Genomic DNA, 17658 nt, shown 5'->3' with positions numbered 1-17658 from the left:
TCATAACAGACTTCGACGCAGGAAACGAGGGATGACGGCACAAAGTTTCATGGATTTGGCCCTGAAACAGGCCGAAATCGCGGCCTCGGGCGGCGAAGTGCCGATCGGCTGCGTCGTGGTCCATGACGGGGCCGTGATCGCACAGGCAGGCAACCGCACCCTCGCCGACCGCGATCCGACCGCCCATGCCGAAATGGTCGCGCTGCGCGAGGCCGCGCGAAAGCTCGGCCGCGAGAGGCTGACCGATTGCGATCTCTACGTGACGCTGGAGCCCTGCACGATGTGCGCGGGCGCGATCTCGCATGCCCGAATCCGGCGACTCTATTACGGTGCGCTCGATCCGAAAGGCGGCGCGATCGACAGCGGCGTGCGGTTCTTCGGCTCGCCGACGTGCCATCACGTGCCGGATGTCTATCCAGCGGTCGGAGAAGAACAGGCGGCGGCGCTGCTGCGGGATTTCTTCAAGGCGCGGCGCTGAGCACCGCTCTCCTCACAGATCCACCGTCATCGCTTCATGCGACATCCGCAGGCCGATTCGCTCGTAGAAGCGATGCGCAGCGGTGCGGCGCTTGTCGCTCTTGAGCTGCAGGGAACGGCAACCGCGCTCACGCGCGATGCCCATGATCGCCTGCATCATCTTCTCGCCGATGCGCTGGCCGCGCAGCGCGCGATCGACACGCACGCCCTCGGCCTGTGCGATCCACGCGCCTTGATACGACAGGCCGGGCAGGAAGGTGAGTTGCACACACCCGACCGCGAAGCCGTTTTCATCCCAGACGTAGAGCACGTTGTTGGCGTCCTTCGCGATCGCATCGAATGCCGCCTCGTAGGGCGCGAGCCCCTTCGACGTGTCCTCGCGCTCGTGCGCCAGATCATCGTCCAGCAGCAACTGGAGAATCCGCGGGACCTCATCGCGTCTCGCTTTACGTAACGGCATTACCCATGCTCCCGCTTGATTGCCTGCCAGCCGATGTCACGGCGGCAGAAGCCTTCCGGCCATTGAATCCTATCGACCGCCTGATAGGCACGCTGCTGCGCTTGTCCGACATTATCGCCAATGGCCGTTACGTTAAGCACGCGCCCGCCATTGGCAAGGATTCGCGCACCGTCGGATTTGGTTCCCGCGTGAAATATCTCCACGCCTTCAAGGCTTCCGGCCTCATCGAGACCTGAGATCACCGAGCCCTTTATGTAATCACCCGGATAGCCCTTCGCGGCCATCACCACGGTGAGAGCCGATTGAGGATACCAGCGCAGGTCGAAATGCTGAAGTTCGCCGTCGACCGCCGCCATCAGCGCCGGCACGAGATCGGACATCATCCGCATCATCAGCACCTGCGTTTCCGGATCGCCGAAACGGACATTGTATTCGATCAGCTTCGGCCCCTCGGCCGTGATCATCAGCCCCGCAAACAGCACGCCCTTGTAGGGCATGCCCTTGTCTTTCATCGCGCGCAATGTCGGACGGATGATCTCGTCCATGGTGCGCGCGATCATCGCATCCGTCATCACCGGCGCGGGCGAATAGGCCCCCATGCCGCCGGTGTTCGGCCCCTTGTCGCCGTCGAAGGCGCGCTTGTGATCCTGCGCGGTCGCGAGCGGCAGCGCATGATCGCCGTCGCACAACACGAAGAACGAGGCTTCCTCGCCCTCCATAAATTCCTCGATGACGGCTTCCGCGCCTGCGGACGAGAACAACGCATCAAGCGCGGCGTCGGCCTCGGCAAGCGTCATCGCCACGACGACACCCTTGCCTGCCGCGAGCCCGTCCGCCTTCACCACGATCGGCGCGCCTTGGGCATGGACATAGGCCTTCGCCGCGGCAGCATCCTTGAAACGCTCGTAAGCGGCGGTTGGGATATTGTTCGCCTTGCACAGATCCTTGGTGAAGCCCTTGGAACTCTCGAGTTGCGAGGCTGCCTTGGAGGGACCAAATGCCTTGATGCCCGCCGCCGCCAGATCGTCGACGATACCGGCCGCGAGCGGCGCCTCCGGCCCGACGACGACCAGATCGACCTTGTTGGCCTTGCAGAAAGCAACCACCGCCGCATGATCGGCGACATCCAGCGCGATACATTCGGCCTCGCGCGCAATCCCGGCGTTGCCCGGCGCGCACCACAGCTTCGCCAGCTCCGCCGAGGCCGCTATTTTCCAGGCCAGCGCATGCTCGCGCCCGCCGGAGCCGATCAAAAGGATATTCATGGGAGAAGGTCGAACCGCAGTTTATCGTGTGAGAAAACAGACTATCATGGGATTTCCTCACAAGACCAGATTCGATTACCGATGAGCAAAGCTGCCGAGACGTTATCCAATGCCACGGAATTCACCGTTTCCGAGCTGTCTTCGGCGCTGAAACGCACCGTCGAGGACACCTACGGGCATGTCCGCGTGCGCGGCGAGATTTCGGGGTTTCGCGGGCCCCATGCCTCGGGCCATTGCTATTTCGCCCTCAAGGACGAGAGCGCCAAGATCGAGGCCGTAATCTGGAAGGGCGTACATGGGCGGATGCGGGTCAAGCCGCAGGAGGGCCTCGAGGTCATCGCCACCGGCAAGCTCACCACCTACCCCGGCTCCTCGAAGTACCAGATCGTCATCGAGGCCATCGAGCCGGCCGGCATCGGCGCGCTGATGGCCTTGATGGAGGAGCGCAAGAAAAAACTCGCCGCCGAAGGCCTGTTCGACGAGTCGCGCAAGCAGTTGCTGCCCTGGCTGCCGGAGGTGATCGGCGTCATCACCTCGCCCACCGGCGCGGTGATCCGTGACATCCTGCACCGCCTCGAAGACAGGTTTCCGCGCCGCGTGCTGGTGTGGCCGGTGCGGGTGCAGGGCGAAGGCTCGGCCGAACAGGTCGCCGCCGCCATCGAGGGATTCAACGCACTGGAGGAAGGCGGGCCCATTCCGCGCCCCGATCTTTTGATTGTGGCGCGCGGCGGCGGCTCGCTGGAAGACCTGTGGTCGTTCAACGAGGAGATCGTGGTGCGAGCGGCGGCGGCCAGCATGATCCCGCTGATCTCCGCCGTCGGCCACGAGACCGATATCACGCTGATCGATTTCGCCGCCGACAAGCGCGCGCCGACGCCCACCGCCGCCGCCGAAATGGCGGTGCCGGTCCGCGCCGATCTCGCCATCGAGATTTCATCTCTGGCGCGCCGCTCCTTCGCCTGCTGGCAGCGCGGCCAGGAACACCGGCGCTCCGAGCTGCGCAGCGCCGCGCGCGGCCTGCCGAAGCTCACCGATCTGCTTGCGATCCCGCGCCAGCGGTTCGACCGGGCCTCGGCGCAATTGCCGCGCGCGCTGCGCGCGAACACCCATGTTTATGACCGGCGGCTGTCGATGATCGCGGGCCGCCTCACCGTGACCACATTGCGCGGCCAGATCGCGCGCGCGAGGGATCAGGTCAACCGCCTCTCCGAAAGCGCGCGGCGATGCTCGCAACAATTCATCGCCTTGCGACGTACCCGTATCCAGCACAGCGCCCAGATGCTGGCGGCTCTGTCCTATAAGGGCGTGCTGTCGCGCGGCTTCGCGCTGGTGCGCGACGAAACCGGCCTGCCATTGCATCACGCGGCACAGGTCGGCGCGGGCGAGCATATCAGCATTGAATTCGCCGACGGCCGCATCGCGGCAACCGCTCATGGCACACCGCCATCCGCTAAGAAGGTGGCAAAGCCCGCTAAGACTGCCGACGTGCCGGAGCACAAAAAGGTTCAGGGCGATCTTTTCTGATCGTGCTCCAAGTGTTGACACTGCGATGACAATCTTAGGCAAATGCGATATCGCGAACGGGATATCGCATTGCTTGCGGCAGCGCGGAAAGAGAATGTCTATTCACGAGCCCGATCTGCCGATAGTCTCTGCCCGCGAGCCTGATTTCGCTCGACCCAGAGAAAGGCAGTCCCGATGGCATTCTTCACGCACTCGAACCTGAAGAACTGGCTCCCGGGCACACTTGGCGTCATCGCTGTTTTCGCACTGCTGGCCATCGCCGGCATCTCTCACAATCGCGCAAGCACCGCGACCACGCAGGTAGCGGCCAGCACTTCATCTCCGGCAGCACAGGATAACGCACCCGCCAAGCCGGCGGCGAACACGCCCGCCACGCCACAAGCCGCGCCTGCGAAAACTGCTGCAGCACCTGTAGCCAAGCCGGCTGCCAGCCATGAGGACAGCCACACCGCTGCGACTCCTAAGGCCGCACCAGCAGCGCAAGCCCCCGCTTCCACCACAGCGACGGCCAATCCGCCTGCTGCTCATGATCACGCCATGGCCATGACTCCAGCGAAAACAGCTCCGGCAAAGACGGCACCGACGCCTCCCGCCAAGGTCGCTCAGGCCAATCCGGTGCCGTCAGCCGCTCCAACCGCAAGCGCGGCCAATGTCGAAGGCGACGTGGTTCACGGCCGCGAGGTCTACAAGAAGTGTCAGGCCTGCCATTCAACCCAGCCCGGCCGCAACGGTCTTGGCCCGACTCTCGCCGGCATTGTCGGAAGCAAGGCAGGCGATGTGCCGAACTACAGCTTCTCCGCCGCGATGAAGCAGAGCGGAATCACCTGGACGCCCGAAAAGCTCGACGCTTATCTCGCCGACCCGCAGAAAGTCGTCCCTGGCAACAAGATGCCCTTTCCCGGCCTGAAGACAGAGGCCGACCGCACCGACGTGATCGCCTTCCTGGCGAAAGCGAACGCCGCACCTGCCGCGAGTGGTGCAAACGAGGCCGCCAAGGCGCCATCTGCCGCCACGCCCGCACCCGAACCCGCCGCACAGGCTCCGGCCACCGCGCACACCTATGTGTCTGACGCAAAATACACGCTTCGCTCCGGCATCGCTGGCGGCAAGATGGTATTCATCGGCGTCGGCGGCACCATCGACGGCAAGGCCAACCCGATTCTGACCGCCGTCGAGGGGCAGGTCGTGCAGCTCACCCTCATCAACGGTGAAGGCGCCGAGCACAACATCGTCTTCCCCGATCAGGACGCGCGCTCGCCGCGCGTGCTGGGCAAGGGCGCGAGCACCACCATCGTCTTCCGCGCCGGCAAGGCCGGTGACTATCTCTATTACTGCGACGTGCCGGGACATCGCCTCGCGGGCATGGAAGGCCAGTTCCTGGTGACGAATACGGCCACACCGCAAACGACGGTGGAAGCCGACATCTCGCGCGATCCGGCCGACATGCCGCCGCCCATTGGCAAGCGCGATCCGAAGACGGTGCGAGTCGATCTGTTCACCGTGGAAATGGAAGGCCGCCTCGCGGAAGGCACCACCTTCGGCTACTGGACCTTCAACGGCAAGGTGCCCGGGCCGATGGTACGCGTGCGCGTCGGCGACACCGTCGACGTGCATCTGAAGAATTCCGCCGACAGCAACATGATCCACTCGGTCGATTTCCATGCCGCGACAGGACCGGGCGGCGGCGCGGCGGCGCTGCAGGTCGATCCGGGCGACGAGAAGTCGATGACGTTCAAGGCGCTGAAGCCCGGCCTCTACGTCTACCATTGCGCCACGCCGATGGTCGCCGAGCACATCGCCAACGGCATGTACGGCATGATCCTGGTCGAGCCCGAGGAAGGACTGCCGAAGGTCGATCACGAATTCTACGTGATGCAGGGCGAGATCTACACCGAGGCGCCTTATGGCCAGCACGGCAGCCAGGAGTTCAGCGTCGAGAAACTGCTTGCGGAACGCCCCGAATACTTCGTCTTCAACGGTTCGGTCGGCGCGATCTCGAAGCTGCACCCGATGCACGCCAAGGTCGGTGATACGGTGCGGATGTATTTCGGCGTCGGCGGCCCGAACTTCACGTCGTCGTTCCACGTCATCGGTGAGATTTTCGACAAAGTCTACAATCTCGGCACGGTGACGAGCCCGCCGCTGCATGACGTCCAGACCGTGTCGGTTGCGCCGGGCGGGGCCACCATCACCGAATTCAAGCTCGACGTGCCGGGCAACTACACCGTGGTCGATCATGCGCTGGCACGGATGGAGCGCGGCCTTGTTGGACAGTTGATTGTCGAGGGTGAGCCCAATCCCGACATCTACAATGGCAAGGTGATGCCCGGCATGGGCCACTGAAAGGCCCATAGAGGCCTTTGAAAGGTCCCTGGATTGGCGGTTGACCCCGCCTCTCCATGGCCTATCTGTAGTAAAATCACGGCGCCTGATCGGAATGCCGGGGCGGGGCTTTCGGGAGACTTTTATCTTGTTGAATAAATTCGGGCCGTCCGGCCGTGGCGAAGCCAAGGTCGAATATCTGGACGGCGATTTCCGTATCCTCTCCCCGGGCGCCTATGTGGTGTGCGCCGTGACCGGGGAACACATCCCGCTTGAGGAACTCTCACTGTGGAGCGTGGACCGGCAGGAAGCCTATGCGACCCCACAGGCCGCGATGGAACGGACTTTTCCGGGTTCCGTGAAGAAAAAAGCCTAAGGCTTACTGGCGGTCCTGTCGCGCCCGGCGGAGCCGGTCTTTCAGAAAATCCTCGAGCGCCCCTTCGTCCTCGATCCGCAACGTCACCGGAAACGAAACGATCTGCATGGCATGAGCTGCAAGCGCCGGATTGCCTTCGATCCGCGCGAAATCCTTCTCCGTCGTCACCAGCGTCAGCCCGCCTGCCTGTGCTTCGCGCGCCAGCGCATCGATGTCGTCAGACGTGAAGGGATGATGGTCGGCGAACGCTCGCTGTGACGCTACCTCAATGCCATGAGCGCGCAGCGTCGCGAAAAACCGGACTGGATCGCCGATCCCTGCGAAAGCCAGCACACGCTGTCCTCGCAATCGCGCGACAACCGGTTCATCCGGTACGAACGCGGCGCGCAGCACGAGGCCGCCGCGCTGCACCACGCCCTGCGCGACATCGTTCGCGGCATTGCCCTCGCCGATCACGACCAGCGCGTTGGTGCGCGCGATCTGCACGGCAAGTGGTGCCCGCAACGGGCCTGCGGGAAACACGCAACCATTGCCGAGCCCGCGCGCGGCGTCGATCACGATCACCGATGCATCCTTGTCGAGCGCCGGATTCTGAAATCCGTCATCGAGCAGGACCACGCTCGCGCCTTCGTCGCGTGCAAGCTCCGCGCCCGCGACGCGGTCGCGCGCGACGATCACCGGCACATGACGCGCCATCATCTTCGGCTCGTCGCCGACCTCGGTGGCCGAATGATCCGCAACACGCACCGGCCCCGTGAGGCTGCCGCCATAACCCCGGCTCACCACGAATGGCGTCTCGCCGAGCGAGCGCAGCATCTCCACCAGCCGCAACGTGGTCGGCGTTTTGCCCGCGCCGCCGAGATGGTAGTTGCCGACGCAAATCACCGGAACAGCGGCGCGCGCGCCCTGACGCACCATGCGCGCGCCTGACACCGCGCCATAGATCGCGGCAATGGGCGCGAGCAGCAGCGAGGCAAGCGAAGGCGATGCGTACCAGAAGCCTGGCTCACGCATCGGCAGCCCCCTGCTCGATTCGCATCTGCAACAGATAAGGCTCCAACGCCGCCATCGTCTTGTCGACCGCGCCGCCGAGCCGCGTCACGACACTCTGTGCAGACGCGGCAAGGCGATTGCGCGCGATCGGATTGCCGAGCAGATGACGCAGCAGCGTGACGAACTCCTCGGGGCCACGAGCCAGAAGCGCGCCTTCTTCGCGGTCGAGTTGGGCATAAATATCCTTGAAGTTGAACACATGAGGCCCGTGCAGGATTGCGGCATCGAGCTTGGCCGGTTCGATCGGATTCTGTCCGCCGTGTGGAACGAGCGAGCCGCCCATGAACACCACCGGCGCGATGCGATAGAACAACCCGAGTTCGCCCATCGTATCGGCAATATAGATATCCGTATCTGCCGAAGGCAGATCGCCGCGCGAGCGCAATTGCACCTGCAAGCGGGAGACGGCAGCCAACTGCGCAATGGCCGGCCCGCGCTGTGGATGACGCGGCACAATGACCGTGAGAAGCGACGGAATATCCCTGGCCAGACGCCGATGCGCGTCGATGATGATCTCCTCCTCGCCGGGATGGGTCGAAGCCGCGACGAAAACCGTCCGCCGTCCCGTCGCCGCTTTCAGCCGTTCGAACCTCTCGGGATCGGCAGGCAGCGCCTTGATGTCGAGCTTGAGATTGCCGGAAGTCATGACATTGGGACTGCCGAGCGCAGCGAAACGTTCGTGATCGATGTCGGATTGCGTGAGGCACAGATCGAAGCACGACAGCAGCGCCGCGATGGTGCCGCGCGCCCTGCGCCAGCGCGGAAACGAACGCGGCGACATGCGCCCGTTGATCAGGACGAGAGGCACCCGCCGGTCGGCAGCCGACAGCAACAGGTTCGGCCAGAGATCGGATTCAATGAACAGCGCAAGACCCGGCTTCCAGTGATCGAGAAAGCGCTCGACGAAAGCCGGGACATCGAAGGGAATGAACTGATGAATGACATCCGGCGGAAAACGCCTCGCGACGATCTCCGCCGACGTGCGCGTGCCCGAAGTCAGAAGGACGCGCAGATTGAGCGCGCGCAGCCGATCGATCAGTTCCGCCGCCGCGAGCACCTCGCCGACGCTCGCGCCATGAATCCAGACGAGCGGTCCCGGCGGCCGCGCGAGGCCCGGACTGCCACGACGCTCATTAATGCGCGCAGGGTCTTCCTTGCCTTGCCTCAGCCTGCGTCCGATAAGAAGGCCCGCCAGAGGCGCCGCCAGAGCCGACGCTCGCCGGTAAACACCAAGCGTCACCGGCAGGGCATCAGCCATTGAGACCCTCATCGGGATGACCGACCCGCGTATAGGCGAGACGGTTCACGGCATTGAGCGCACCTTCAAGCTGCTGGCGCAGGATCTCCATTGCGGCGTCGTCGGCATCCGGCGGCACATGGATCAGTTCGCCTGCCGCCATGATCCCGCGCCCGAACGGCAGGTTGATGACGGAACGATCCCAGTTGTTCAGCCGCTTGAAGCGGCTGGTCGCGATCGCCACCGGCAGGATCGGCCGCCCGGATTCACGCGCCAGCATGATGACACCGAGCCCGGCCTTGCGCGCAACCTTCGGCACGTCCGCCGTCAGCGCCATATTGATATTGCTGTCCAGCGTGCGCAGCATCGCCTTGAACGCCCCCACGCCGCCCTTGCGGTGAAACTCGGAGCCGTGATCGCCGGAGCCACGCACGGTGCCGACATCGAGCCGCTCAGCGGCAATCGCATTGATCTCGCCGTCGCGGTGACGCGAGATCAAAACCTTGGCGGGATATTTCTTCTTCTTCAAGAACGGCATCATGAAATGCTGTCCATGCCAGAACGCGACGATCACCGGCATATGATGCTCGGCCTGCTCATACACATCCGGCGGCTCGTATTCGAACCTGTTGGTCCACCATACCAGGCGCAAAAACTCGGCCGCGAGGAAACCCGCAGTCTGCTGCACCCAGCCGGCTCGGCCCAGTTTACGAAGCGACAAGTTCAATGTCCGGTTTTCGAATCGTGTCCGGGATCGAGCAGACGGTGAATATGCACAATGAAGTAGCGCATGTGTGCGTTATCGACCGATTGCTGCGCCTTCGCCTTCCACGCCTGATAGGCCGTGGCATAATTCGGGAACAAGCCCACCGTCTCGACCTTCGACAAATCCTTGAAGGTCGTGTCATCGAGGGCGGAAACCTCTCCACCGATGACGAGATGAAGCAATTGAGGCGGTGCGGGATCCGGCATGATGGCCCCTAGAAACACGGACCAGCGCGGTAATTCAAGCCTCAAATAGGCGCATTGGCATTAAAAACCGGCTTGCGGGCAAGGGTTTCCAAAAGGTGCCGGTGCCGGGACCGGCCCGCCGCCATCAGGATGCCGTGGGCCACTTCGGGACCGTTGTAGCGAAGGTTTTCGCCGGTCAGTTCGGTCATGGCGCCCCCGGCCTCGCTGATAATCAGGTCGGCAGCGGCAATATCCCAGTCGCGGCTATGGCCACCGGCAAAGGCGACGTCGAGGGCCCCATTGGCGACGCGGCACATCCGCAGCGCCAGCGAACCGATCCGCGGATATCCGGCGGTGCCGCCTGAGATTTTCGCCACGCGATCGAGGATCGACTGCGGCGCGGCGATTCGCGTCAGGTCAAGGTCGGTGCCACGCGCAGCATTGATCGCGCTGGCGTTGAGGGTCGCGCCCTTGCCGCGCTCGGCCAGATAGAATTCATCGCTCATCGGCGCATAGACACATCCGAGCACGGGAACTCCATCCTCGACCAGTGCGACGCTGATCGACCAATCCTTGCGCTTGTTCAGAAACGCGCGGGTGCCGTCGATCGGATCGACCACCCAGACGCGGGGCCTGTCGAGCCGTGCGAGATCGTCGGCACTTTCCTCCGACAACCAGCCGTAATCGGGATTGAAGGAGCGCAATCGTTCTTCAAGAAAATGGTTGACCGCAATGTCGGCGTCGGAGACCGGCGACGAACCGCCCTTGATCCAGCTTTTCAGGTCGGTGCCGAACATTGCGGCCGCAAGCTGTCCGGCCTCGCGCAGCGTACCTGCGAGAAGCATCGCCTCGGCCGCAAGATGGTCGTCAACGCCCGGCAATCGTCAGCCCCTCGATCCGCACGGTCGGCGAGTTCACTCCATACTTGAAGACGAGATCGTTCGCAGGCCGCATCGACTTGAAGATATCGAACAGATGCCCCGCAATCGTAACCTCGCTCACCGCATAGGTGAGCTTGCCGTTCTCGATCCAGAATCCCGAAGCGCCGCGGCTGTAATCGCCGGTGACGCCATTGACGCCCGAGCCGATCAGATCGGTGATGTAGAAACCTTCCTTGATGTCGGACATTAATTCTTCCGGGGTCACGTCACCGGGCTCGAGGTGCAGATTGTAGGCACCGGGCGACGGCGACGACGAGACGCCGCGATGGGCATGGCCGGTCGTCGCCATGCCCAGCTCACGCGCGGTCGCGCAATCCAGCAACCATGTGGTCAGCACGCCCTCGTCCACGATCGCGCGCCGCTTCACCGCCACGCCTTCCGCATCGAACGTCTGCGAGCGCAGGCCGCGCACCCGCAGCGGATCGTCGATGATGCGGATGCTGCCGTCGAACAATTGCTGTCCGAGCTTGTCCTTGAGAAAGCTCGTCTTGCGCGCGACGGACGCGCCATTTGCGGCCCCGATCAGGTGTCCGATCAGCGATCCCGCCACGCGCGGATCGAACACCACCGGCGCCTTGCAGGTCTTAACCTTGCGCGGATTGACGCGGGCGACGGCGCGCTCGCCTGCGCTCTGCCCGATATCGCGCGGCGATGCGAGGTCCGCGCCATGAATGGCGGAGGTGAAATCGTAATCGCGCTCCATGCCGGTGCCCTCGCCGGCGATCGCGGTCATCGAGATGCCCTGGCTGGAACGCAAGTAAGCGCCATGAAATCCGGTGCTGGTCACAAGAACCATGCCGCCGATGCCGGACGAGGCCGACGCGCCGCTGGATTTGGTGACGCCTTTCACTGCGAGCGCCGCCTCCTCCGCTTCATGCGCGCGCCGCTCAAGGACATCGAGCGAAGGCACGTCGCGGTCGAGCAGATCGAGATTGGGAAAGTCCTTCGCCAGCAACGCCGGATCGGCAAGACCCACGAATGCGTCCTCCGGCGCGACCTTGGCCATCGCCACCGCGCGCGCGGCGAGCGTTGCGACATTGTCGCCGCTGATGTCGTTGGTGGAGACCACCGCTTGCCGCTTGCCGACCAGCACCCGCAGGCCGACATCGTCACCCTCGGAGCGCTCCGATTCCTCGACGCGCCCGTCGCGAATTTCGACACCTTGCGACACGCCGCGCACTGCCACCGCATCGGCGGCATCCGCGCCTGCTTTTTTCGCAGCCTCGACGAGGCGTTGCGCAATATCGGTGAGCGCGCTCTGATCGAGCAGATCGGAGACGGATGAGGACGAAGCGGCGTTGTTCGGGGAAAGGGAGGTCAAAGATACTGCGTTTGGTGAAGAGTTCACGAACGAAATCCTGCCGCTTGGGTTGATACGCGTTAGGGATGGAGATGTGCCTGTTTTACGCGGACTGCAAGCATTCCATCGCAAGAACTTACAATATTTCTTGAAAGCGCAAGGTCTCGTCAATCATGTCGGCCAACCTCTTATCAAGCATGCGAATCGAAGCGATGCGCGCAACATCCGATTAACCAGCCTTCTTAAGCGAATTCCGAGCCGCGCCTGACATTCTCCTCGCATCGACCGGGAACATAATCCCGGCGGGGAGACAAGAACGTGAGGCGTCAATACGGACTAAGCGGGACTCAACCCGCTTCCGGGTCGAGCCGCGATCTGCGGCTCGACCCTCTTTCCTTGCCAGCCCGTTTTGAGGCGCGCGACGGCCGCGCCGACGGCGGATCGCGGCAAATCGAAATCAATCGCGAACGCGTTGTGGTGCGCCGCATGGTGCGCGGCATGCGCATGACGCTGCAACTGCGAATGCCAGAATTTCTCGGCATTGCACGGCGGCAGACCGAGGACGCGGAGGCTCTTGTGCTGATCCATCGCGATCCGTCCTTGTCCGTGCCGCTGCTTCTGAGCACCGATGCCGACGAGATCGAACGGCAATGGTCGGCCTGGAGCGACGTGCTGGCGTTGCCGCAAGTCGAGGAAGAAGGCGAAGCCGCGGGCGACCCCGCGCCGCGCCGCCGGCGTCACAACGTCATCCGCATCCGCAGGCCGCGTTTTCTCACGCGGCGCAAGGCGGGGCGTCCGGCATCCGAGCCCACCGTGCATCACGGCGAGCGCGAGATCATCGCCCGGAATTAAAAAAGGAAGCGGGCCTAACTCCAGGCCCGCACCAGTGCGTCGATCACAAGGCCCGCGAACAGCAGCAAGCCGGCATCGCGGTTACCGCGAAACAGACGCAGACACAGCGTCGAATCCGCAATGCGCAGGCGGATGATTTGCGACACCAGATGTGCGGCGAACACCGCAAGTCCGAGCCATGCCGGCAAGCCCGCGCCCGCCGACCACAGTGCTGCACCGATCAGGATCACAGCCAGCCCATAGAACAACGCGAGCCAGCTTCGCGTATTCTTCCCGAACAGAAGCGCTGTCGATTTCACGCCAATCAGCGCGTCGTCTTCGGTGTCCTGATGGGCATAGATCGTGTCGTAGCCGATCACCCAGGCGATCGATCCCGCATAGAGCCATAATGCGGCGGCATCGATCCGCGCCAGGATCACGGCAAATCCCATCAGCGCGCCCCATGAGAACGCAAGGCCAAGCACCGCCTGCGGCCAGTAGGTGATGCGCTTCATGAAAGGATAGACCACAACCACAATCAGCGAAGCGATGCCGGTCGCCACCGCGAACCAGTTGAACTGCAAGAGCACGCCAAGCCCGACCAGCAATTGCAGCGCGAGAAAGACTACCGCCTGCTTCGCCGTCACCTGCCCCGCAGGAATGGGGCGCGAACGCGTGCGCTCGACCTTGGCGTCGAGATCGCGGTCGGTGATGTCGTTCCAGGTACAGCCCGCGCCGCGCATCACCAGCGCGCCGATGGCGAACAGAATAAGCGTGGACGGGAGATGAGAGAGATTATCCGCGACGCCAGCCGCGAGTGCTGCCGACCACAGGCATGGCATCAGCAGCAACCAAGTCCCAATCGGCCGGTCCATCCGCGCCAGCCGCAGATAGGGCCGCGCCCATAGCGGCGCATAGGTATCGACCCAATTCGCCGTCGCATCGGCCACGGGCGCGCTGAAATCCGTCATGGGAGAGAAAACCATTCGGCCCGACGGGCCAATGATGCCTCAGCGCGCCAGCACATTGCCGCTCAGGGTGTCGAAGGTGGAGCCGCCATTGCGCTTGGTCGGCTTCGCCTCGGGCAATTCCGTGGACGCGCCGAGCGCTTCGCTGAGACTCATCGCTCCTCCGCCGCGCGGCGCACGGGCCTGCTGCTCGGCGGCATTACAGACCTTCACGCGCATCTGCTCGGTGCCCATGTGGCCTTTCTGCATCTGTTCGGCGACCTGCGCGGGAATCCCGCATCGCTGGGAATTGGACCTGATGTAGTTGATCATCTTGGTTTCGGACTGCGCGAACGCGCCGAGCGCCTTGCAAGCCTCGCTCGCGGGCGCCTTGCGCTTGCCGAGAGCCTTGATGACCTCGGCGCGCTTCTCGGCTTCCTGCTTCAGCGGCGTGAAGCCCTTCATGCAATCCGCCTGATTGCCGCCACCCGGCCTGGCCGCCGGTGGAGGTCCGGCCGGCGCGGAAAAGCCTTGTCCCATCGGCGCCGCGCCCTGAGACGGAAACGCGAGCGGCGCGTTCATCGGCTTCATTGGCGCATTGCCGCTGATCGGCGGGAAGGCATCCGTATTCGCCTTCTGCGGCGCGGGCGCGGCGGTTTGCCCCGGCAACGGCGCCGGGAATGCCACCTGCGCAGACGCGGCTGATCCAGCTGAGGCAAGCGCGCAGGCCGAGACGACGGCCAATGTCCAACGCGGCAAGCAAGATGAGATCACGGCATTCCTCCGGCTGCGGCTTTCGCCTGCGCCTGCTTTTACGATTCCGGGTCAGCCTTAACAACCCGCCGAATCAGGCAATAGCGCGGCGGTTAGGCGCATTTGAACCCCGTTTGGACCAATTCGGCGGGTTTTCTCGCCCAGTTCCATGCTCTAAAACACCAGCGGTTTGATGATGCAGCGCGATTTCAAAAGCCCCCGCCTGTTCGTGGATGCGCCGCTCGATGCGGGCGGACGCGTCGCGCTCGAACGCGAGCAGGGCCACTATCTCGGCAACGTGCTGCGGCTCGGGACTGGTGACAGCATTCTGGTCTTCAACGGCCATGACGGCGAATGGCGCGCGCAGATCGAAGGCCGCAAGCGCCCCGAACACCTCACCCTGACCGAGCAGACCCGGCCGCAGGAGACGCCCTGCGACCTGCATCTCTTATTCGCGCCCCTCAAGCACGCCCGGCTCGACTACATGGTGCAGAAGGCTGTGGAGATGGGCGCAAGCCTGCTCGCGCCGACGCTGACGCAATTCACGCAAGTCTCCCGCGTCAACACGGAGCGGATGCGCGCCAACGCGATTGAGGCCGCTGAGCAATGCGGCATCCTCAATCTGCCCGGAATCAATGAGCCACAGCCGCTCGCGCGCCGCCTTTCGGAGCGTGACGGCCAGCGCCTGCTCATTTTCTGCGACGAAGCCGCGCCACAGTGTGATCCGCTCGCAGCCCTGGGGATGGGGGCAGGCAAGACAAAAGGCCTCGACGTGCTGGTCGGGCCGGAGGGCGGCTTTTCGGAAGAGGAGCGCGCTTTGCTGCTGCGCCAGCCCCGCCTGATGCGCCTCTCCCTCGGCCCGCGTATCCTGCGGGCCGATACCGCCGCCGTGGCCGCGCTGGCGCTGGTTCAGGCCGCACTGGGCGACTGGAGACAGCCCCGAGGGCCGGATTCCCGTTAAGGCACTTTGAGTTTCCCCATCGAAACCCGGGCCTTACCGTGTTAAACGGCTGCAAAATTGATCGTTTACGGACTTTCCGATGAATACCGCTTCCACCTCGCCCGTGACCGGGTCCGCCGCCCGGGCGGATGCCCTGCTGTCGGCGTTCGCAGGCGCCGGCTACGAGCAGGCCGCGCCTGCGATCCTGCAGCCGGCCGAGCCGTTCCTTGACCTGTCCGGCGAGGACATCCGCAAGAGCCTGTACCTCACCACCGATCCGAACGGTGAGGACCTGTGCCTGCGTCCCGACCTCACCATCCCTGTCGCCCGCGATTATCTTGCCTCGCGCCGCGCCGGCCAGCCGGGAAATTTCTATTATCTCGGCCCTGTGTTCCGCTTTCGCGGCGGCAAGCCTAGCGAATTCATGCAAGCAGGCGTCGAATCCTTCGGACGCATCGACCGCACGGCAGCCGATGCCGAGATGATGGCGCTGGCACTTGAGGCGACCTCCGCTTTCGGTGTCCGCGATCTCGATATCCGCTCTGGCGACGCGGCGCTGTTCATGGCGCTGATCGATGCACTCAGGCTGGCTCCGGTGTGGCGACGCCGTCTCGTGAAATGCTTCAATCGCAAGACCAGCATCACCGCCGAGGTCGAGAACCTGACGCAGGGCGCGGGCCAGAGCGACTATGAAGGCGTGCTGGCGGCGCTCGCAGGCTCCGACCGCAAGGCGGCGCTGGCGCTCGTCACCGATCTGATGTCGATCGCAGGCACCGAGAATGTCGGCGGCCGCACGACGGCGGAGATCGCCGACCGTTTCCTCGAGCAATCGACCCTGAAGGGCGGCACGCTGGCGCGTGAAACGCTGACGCTGATCGAACGCTTCCTGACCATTGCGGGCGAGCCCGACGAGGCGCTGGCGCAATTGCGCAACCTCACCGCCGACGCCGGCATCAATATCAACGCAGCGCTCGACGAGTTCGAGAGCCGTATCGGCTTCATGGCGGCGCGCGGCATCGACACCGGCGAGATCGCGTTTTCGACCTCGTTCGGGCGCGGCCTCGACTACTACACCGGCTTCGAGTTCGAGATCCGCCGCAGCAACAATGGCAGCGAGCCGCTGGTCGGCGGCGGACGCTACGACGGCCTGCTGACGCGGTTAGGTGCGGCCTCTCCCATTCCCGCCGTCGGATTCTCTGTCTGGATCGACGCGCTGACCAAGGCGGGAGACGCCGCATGAGCAACCCGTTCGTTCTCGCCGTCCCCTCCAAGGGCAGGCTTCAGGAAAATGCCGACGCGTTCTTCGCTCGCGCAGGTCTTGCGCTCGCCAAGCCGCGCGGCGCGCGCGACTATCGTGGCACCATCGCGGGCCTCGATCAGGTCGAGATCGCCTATCTCTCCGCGAGCGAAATCGCAGCCCAGCTTGCACGCGGACAAATCCACCTCGGCATTACCGGCGAGGATCTGATCCGCGAAAGCATCGCCGACGCCGACAAGCGCGTGATGCTGATCGAGTCTCTCGGCTTCGGCAGCGCCAACGTGGTGGTCGCCGTGCCGCAGGCGTGGATCGATGTCCGCACCATGGCCGACCTCGACGACGTCGCGACCTCGTTCCGCGTCAAGCACAACCGCCGCATGCGGGTCGCCACCAAATACATCAACCTGACACGCCACTTCTTCGCGCTGCATGGCATCGTCGATTATCGCATCGTCGAGAGCGCGGGTGCGACCGAAGGCGCACCTGCGAGCGGCGCGGCCGAACTGATCGTCGACATCACCACCACCGGCGCAACACTTGTCGCCAACGGCCTGAAGGTTCTGGACGACGGCACAATGTTGCGCAGCCAGGCCAATCTCGTCGCGTCCCGCGCCGCCGACTGGACCGCGGAGGCACGCGAGACCGCGCGCGTCATCCTCGATCACATCGCCGCCCGCGCCCGTGCCGCGAAATACAAGGAAGTCCGCACCCGCCTATCGAATTGCGACGAGGCGCTGCTGACCGAAATCCACGACCGTTTCGGCGCCGTCGCCCCATTCGGCGGCCCGGTATCGTCCGGCATCCTGACGTTGCACTGCCCGCCCGCGCAGCTTTACGCGCTCGGCAGCCTGCTGCGCGCACGCGGTGCGGAAACCGTCAGCATCGGTTCGCTCGATTACGTGATGGCCCGCGACAATCCGCTGTTTTCGCGGCTCGAAGCCTTTCTCGGAACATGAGACGCGACATGACTGCCCGTTGGCGAAACCTTCTTGCCGTCGCCATATCGGGGTTGGCTCTTTCGAG

18 protein-coding genes are annotated in these 17658 nt (G+C 64.1%); 8 read left to right on the top strand and 10 right to left on the bottom strand.

What is annotated here, in order from left to right; translation table 11 throughout:
- The first annotated feature begins 31 nt into the window (after window positions 1–31).
- The gene (locus tag AFIDRAFT_RS12705) at window positions 32–478 is read left to right on the top strand and encodes a nucleoside deaminase (protein WP_009339881.1); all 447 of its coding nucleotides are present in this window, start codon (window positions 32–34) and stop codon (window positions 476–478) included.
- Between the two features lie 12 nt (window positions 479–490).
- Here AFIDRAFT_RS12705 and AFIDRAFT_RS12700 read toward each other — a convergent pair whose 3' ends face one another.
- Window positions 491–937, bottom strand: a complete 447-nt coding sequence (locus AFIDRAFT_RS12700) for a GNAT family N-acetyltransferase (RefSeq protein ID WP_009339880.1) — start codon at window positions 935–937, stop codon at window positions 491–493.
- Entirely contained in the window at window positions 937–2202 is a 1266-nt protein-coding gene (gene purD / locus AFIDRAFT_RS12695; protein ID WP_009339879.1) for a phosphoribosylamine--glycine ligase, read from the bottom strand. The genes AFIDRAFT_RS12700 and purD overlap by 1 nt, the downstream gene beginning before the upstream one ends.
- An 81-nt stretch (window positions 2203–2283) precedes the next feature.
- Here purD and xseA point away from each other — a divergent pair, with 81 nt between their 5' ends.
- The 3 genes from xseA to AFIDRAFT_RS12680 all read left to right on the top strand — a co-directional run bounded on the left by xseA (window position 2284) and on the right by AFIDRAFT_RS12680 (window position 6424).
- On the top strand, window positions 2284–3726 hold the full coding sequence (xseA, locus tag AFIDRAFT_RS12690; protein ID WP_009339878.1) for an exodeoxyribonuclease VII large subunit: 1443 nt from the start codon (window positions 2284–2286) through the stop codon (window positions 3724–3726).
- A gap of 174 nt (window positions 3727–3900) precedes the next feature.
- Complete coding sequence (gene nirK / locus AFIDRAFT_RS12685) at window positions 3901–6069, top strand: copper-containing nitrite reductase (RefSeq protein WP_009339877.1); 2169 nt, start codon at window positions 3901–3903, stop codon at window positions 6067–6069.
- A 127-nt stretch (window positions 6070–6196) separates the two neighbouring features.
- On the top strand, window positions 6197–6424 hold the full coding sequence (locus tag AFIDRAFT_RS12680) for a DUF2093 domain-containing protein (RefSeq protein ID WP_040298402.1): 228 nt from the start codon (window positions 6197–6199) through the stop codon (window positions 6422–6424).
- Between the two features lie 3 nt (window positions 6425–6427).
- On the opposite strand, the gene lpxK is transcribed toward AFIDRAFT_RS12680, so the two are convergent.
- Genes lpxK through AFIDRAFT_RS12650 form a run of 6 tightly spaced genes read right to left on the bottom strand, consistent with a single transcriptional unit; the run spans window position 6428 to window position 11954 of the window.
- On the bottom strand, window positions 6428–7438 hold the full coding sequence (gene lpxK, locus AFIDRAFT_RS12675; RefSeq protein WP_009339875.1) for a tetraacyldisaccharide 4'-kinase: 1011 nt from the start codon (window positions 7436–7438) through the stop codon (window positions 6428–6430).
- Window positions 7431–8735: a 3-deoxy-D-manno-octulosonic acid transferase gene (locus tag AFIDRAFT_RS12670; RefSeq protein WP_009339874.1), complete on the bottom strand. Its 1305-nt coding sequence runs from the start codon at window positions 8733–8735 to the stop codon at window positions 7431–7433. Before AFIDRAFT_RS12670 ends, lpxK begins: the two co-directional genes overlap by 8 nt.
- A complete protein-coding gene (locus AFIDRAFT_RS12665; protein ID WP_197083268.1) occupies window positions 8728–9441 on the bottom strand; it encodes a lysophospholipid acyltransferase family protein in 714 nt (237 codons plus the stop codon). Before AFIDRAFT_RS12665 ends, AFIDRAFT_RS12670 begins: the two co-directional genes overlap by 8 nt.
- On the bottom strand, window positions 9438–9686 hold the full coding sequence (locus tag AFIDRAFT_RS12660; protein ID WP_009339872.1) for a DUF4170 domain-containing protein: 249 nt from the start codon (window positions 9684–9686) through the stop codon (window positions 9438–9440). The genes AFIDRAFT_RS12665 and AFIDRAFT_RS12660 overlap by 4 nt, the downstream gene beginning before the upstream one ends.
- A 41-nt stretch (window positions 9687–9727) precedes the next feature.
- On the bottom strand, window positions 9728–10492 hold the full coding sequence (locus tag AFIDRAFT_RS12655) for a 3'(2'),5'-bisphosphate nucleotidase CysQ (protein WP_040298449.1): 765 nt from the start codon (window positions 10490–10492) through the stop codon (window positions 9728–9730).
- A 40-nt stretch (window positions 10493–10532) separates the two neighbouring features.
- Entirely contained in the window at window positions 10533–11954 is a 1422-nt protein-coding gene (locus tag AFIDRAFT_RS12650; protein ID WP_009339870.1) for a TldD/PmbA family protein, read from the bottom strand.
- Window positions 11955–12224: 270 nt separating this feature from the next.
- Between AFIDRAFT_RS12650 and AFIDRAFT_RS12645 the strand changes: the two genes are divergently transcribed.
- Window positions 12225–12758 (top strand): DUF6101 family protein, encoded by a 534-nt coding sequence (locus tag AFIDRAFT_RS12645; RefSeq protein ID WP_009339869.1) that lies wholly within the window; start codon window positions 12225–12227, stop codon window positions 12756–12758.
- A gap of 14 nt (window positions 12759–12772) precedes the next feature.
- On the opposite strand, the gene ubiA is transcribed toward AFIDRAFT_RS12645, so the two are convergent.
- Both ubiA and AFIDRAFT_RS12635 read right to left on the bottom strand, forming a co-directional pair.
- On the bottom strand, window positions 12773–13708 hold the full coding sequence (ubiA, locus tag AFIDRAFT_RS12640; RefSeq protein ID WP_009339868.1) for a 4-hydroxybenzoate octaprenyltransferase: 936 nt from the start codon (window positions 13706–13708) through the stop codon (window positions 12773–12775).
- Window positions 13709–13747: 39 nt separating this feature from the next.
- Window positions 13748–14458 (bottom strand): hypothetical protein, encoded by a 711-nt coding sequence (locus AFIDRAFT_RS12635; protein ID WP_009339867.1) that lies wholly within the window; start codon window positions 14456–14458, stop codon window positions 13748–13750.
- A 172-nt stretch (window positions 14459–14630) separates the two neighbouring features.
- Between AFIDRAFT_RS12635 and AFIDRAFT_RS12630 the strand changes: the two genes are divergently transcribed.
- The 3 genes from AFIDRAFT_RS12630 to hisG all read left to right on the top strand — a co-directional run bounded on the left by AFIDRAFT_RS12630 (window position 14631) and on the right by hisG (window position 17591).
- Window positions 14631–15398 carry a 16S rRNA (uracil(1498)-N(3))-methyltransferase gene (locus tag AFIDRAFT_RS12630; protein WP_009339866.1) on the top strand — a complete coding sequence of 256 codons (768 nt, stop codon included), beginning with the start codon at window positions 14631–14633 and terminating at the stop codon, window positions 15396–15398.
- A gap of 79 nt (window positions 15399–15477) precedes the next feature.
- On the top strand, window positions 15478–16617 hold the full coding sequence (locus AFIDRAFT_RS12625; RefSeq protein ID WP_009339865.1) for an ATP phosphoribosyltransferase regulatory subunit: 1140 nt from the start codon (window positions 15478–15480) through the stop codon (window positions 16615–16617).
- A complete protein-coding gene (gene hisG / locus AFIDRAFT_RS12620; protein WP_009339864.1) occupies window positions 16614–17591 on the top strand; it encodes an ATP phosphoribosyltransferase in 978 nt (325 codons plus the stop codon). Before AFIDRAFT_RS12625 ends, hisG begins: the two co-directional genes overlap by 4 nt.
- The last annotated feature ends 67 nt before the right edge of the window (window positions 17592–17658 follow it).

The organism is Afipia sp. 1NLS2, from assembly GCF_000178995.1.
Classification (GTDB): domain Bacteria; phylum Pseudomonadota; class Alphaproteobacteria; order Rhizobiales; family Xanthobacteraceae; genus Afipia.
This window is presented reverse-complemented; position numbering and strand designations above follow the sequence as displayed.

What these genes read in the sequence shown, in the direction of transcription:
- AFIDRAFT_RS12705 (WP_009339881.1), top strand. Translation starts at nt 32, where the DNA reads ATGACGGCACAAAGTTTCATGGATTTGGCCCTGAAACAGGCCGAAATC.
- AFIDRAFT_RS12700 (WP_009339880.1), bottom strand. Translation starts at nt 937, where the DNA reads ATGCCGTTACGTAAAGCGAGACGCGATGAGGTCCCGCGGATTCTCCAG.
- purD (WP_009339879.1), bottom strand. Translation starts at nt 2,202, where the DNA reads ATGAATATCCTTTTGATCGGCTCCGGCGGGCGCGAGCATGCGCTGGCC.
- xseA (WP_009339878.1), top strand. Translation starts at nt 2,284, where the DNA reads ATGAGCAAAGCTGCCGAGACGTTATCCAATGCCACGGAATTCACCGTT.
- nirK (WP_009339877.1), top strand. Translation starts at nt 3,901, where the DNA reads ATGGCATTCTTCACGCACTCGAACCTGAAGAACTGGCTCCCGGGCACA.
- lpxK (WP_009339875.1), bottom strand. Translation starts at nt 7,438, where the DNA reads ATGCGTGAGCCAGGCTTCTGGTACGCATCGCCTTCGCTTGCCTCGCTG.
- AFIDRAFT_RS12670 (WP_009339874.1), bottom strand. Translation starts at nt 8,735, where the DNA reads ATGGCTGATGCCCTGCCGGTGACGCTTGGTGTTTACCGGCGAGCGTCG.
- AFIDRAFT_RS12660 (WP_009339872.1), bottom strand. Translation starts at nt 9,686, where the DNA reads ATGCCGGATCCCGCACCGCCTCAATTGCTTCATCTCGTCATCGGTGGA.
- ubiA (WP_009339868.1), bottom strand. Translation starts at nt 13,708, where the DNA reads ATGACGGATTTCAGCGCGCCCGTGGCCGATGCGACGGCGAATTGGGTC.
- AFIDRAFT_RS12630 (WP_009339866.1), top strand. Translation starts at nt 14,631, where the DNA reads ATGATGCAGCGCGATTTCAAAAGCCCCCGCCTGTTCGTGGATGCGCCG.
- AFIDRAFT_RS12625 (WP_009339865.1), top strand. Translation starts at nt 15,478, where the DNA reads ATGAATACCGCTTCCACCTCGCCCGTGACCGGGTCCGCCGCCCGGGCG.
- hisG (WP_009339864.1), top strand. Translation starts at nt 16,614, where the DNA reads ATGAGCAACCCGTTCGTTCTCGCCGTCCCCTCCAAGGGCAGGCTTCAG.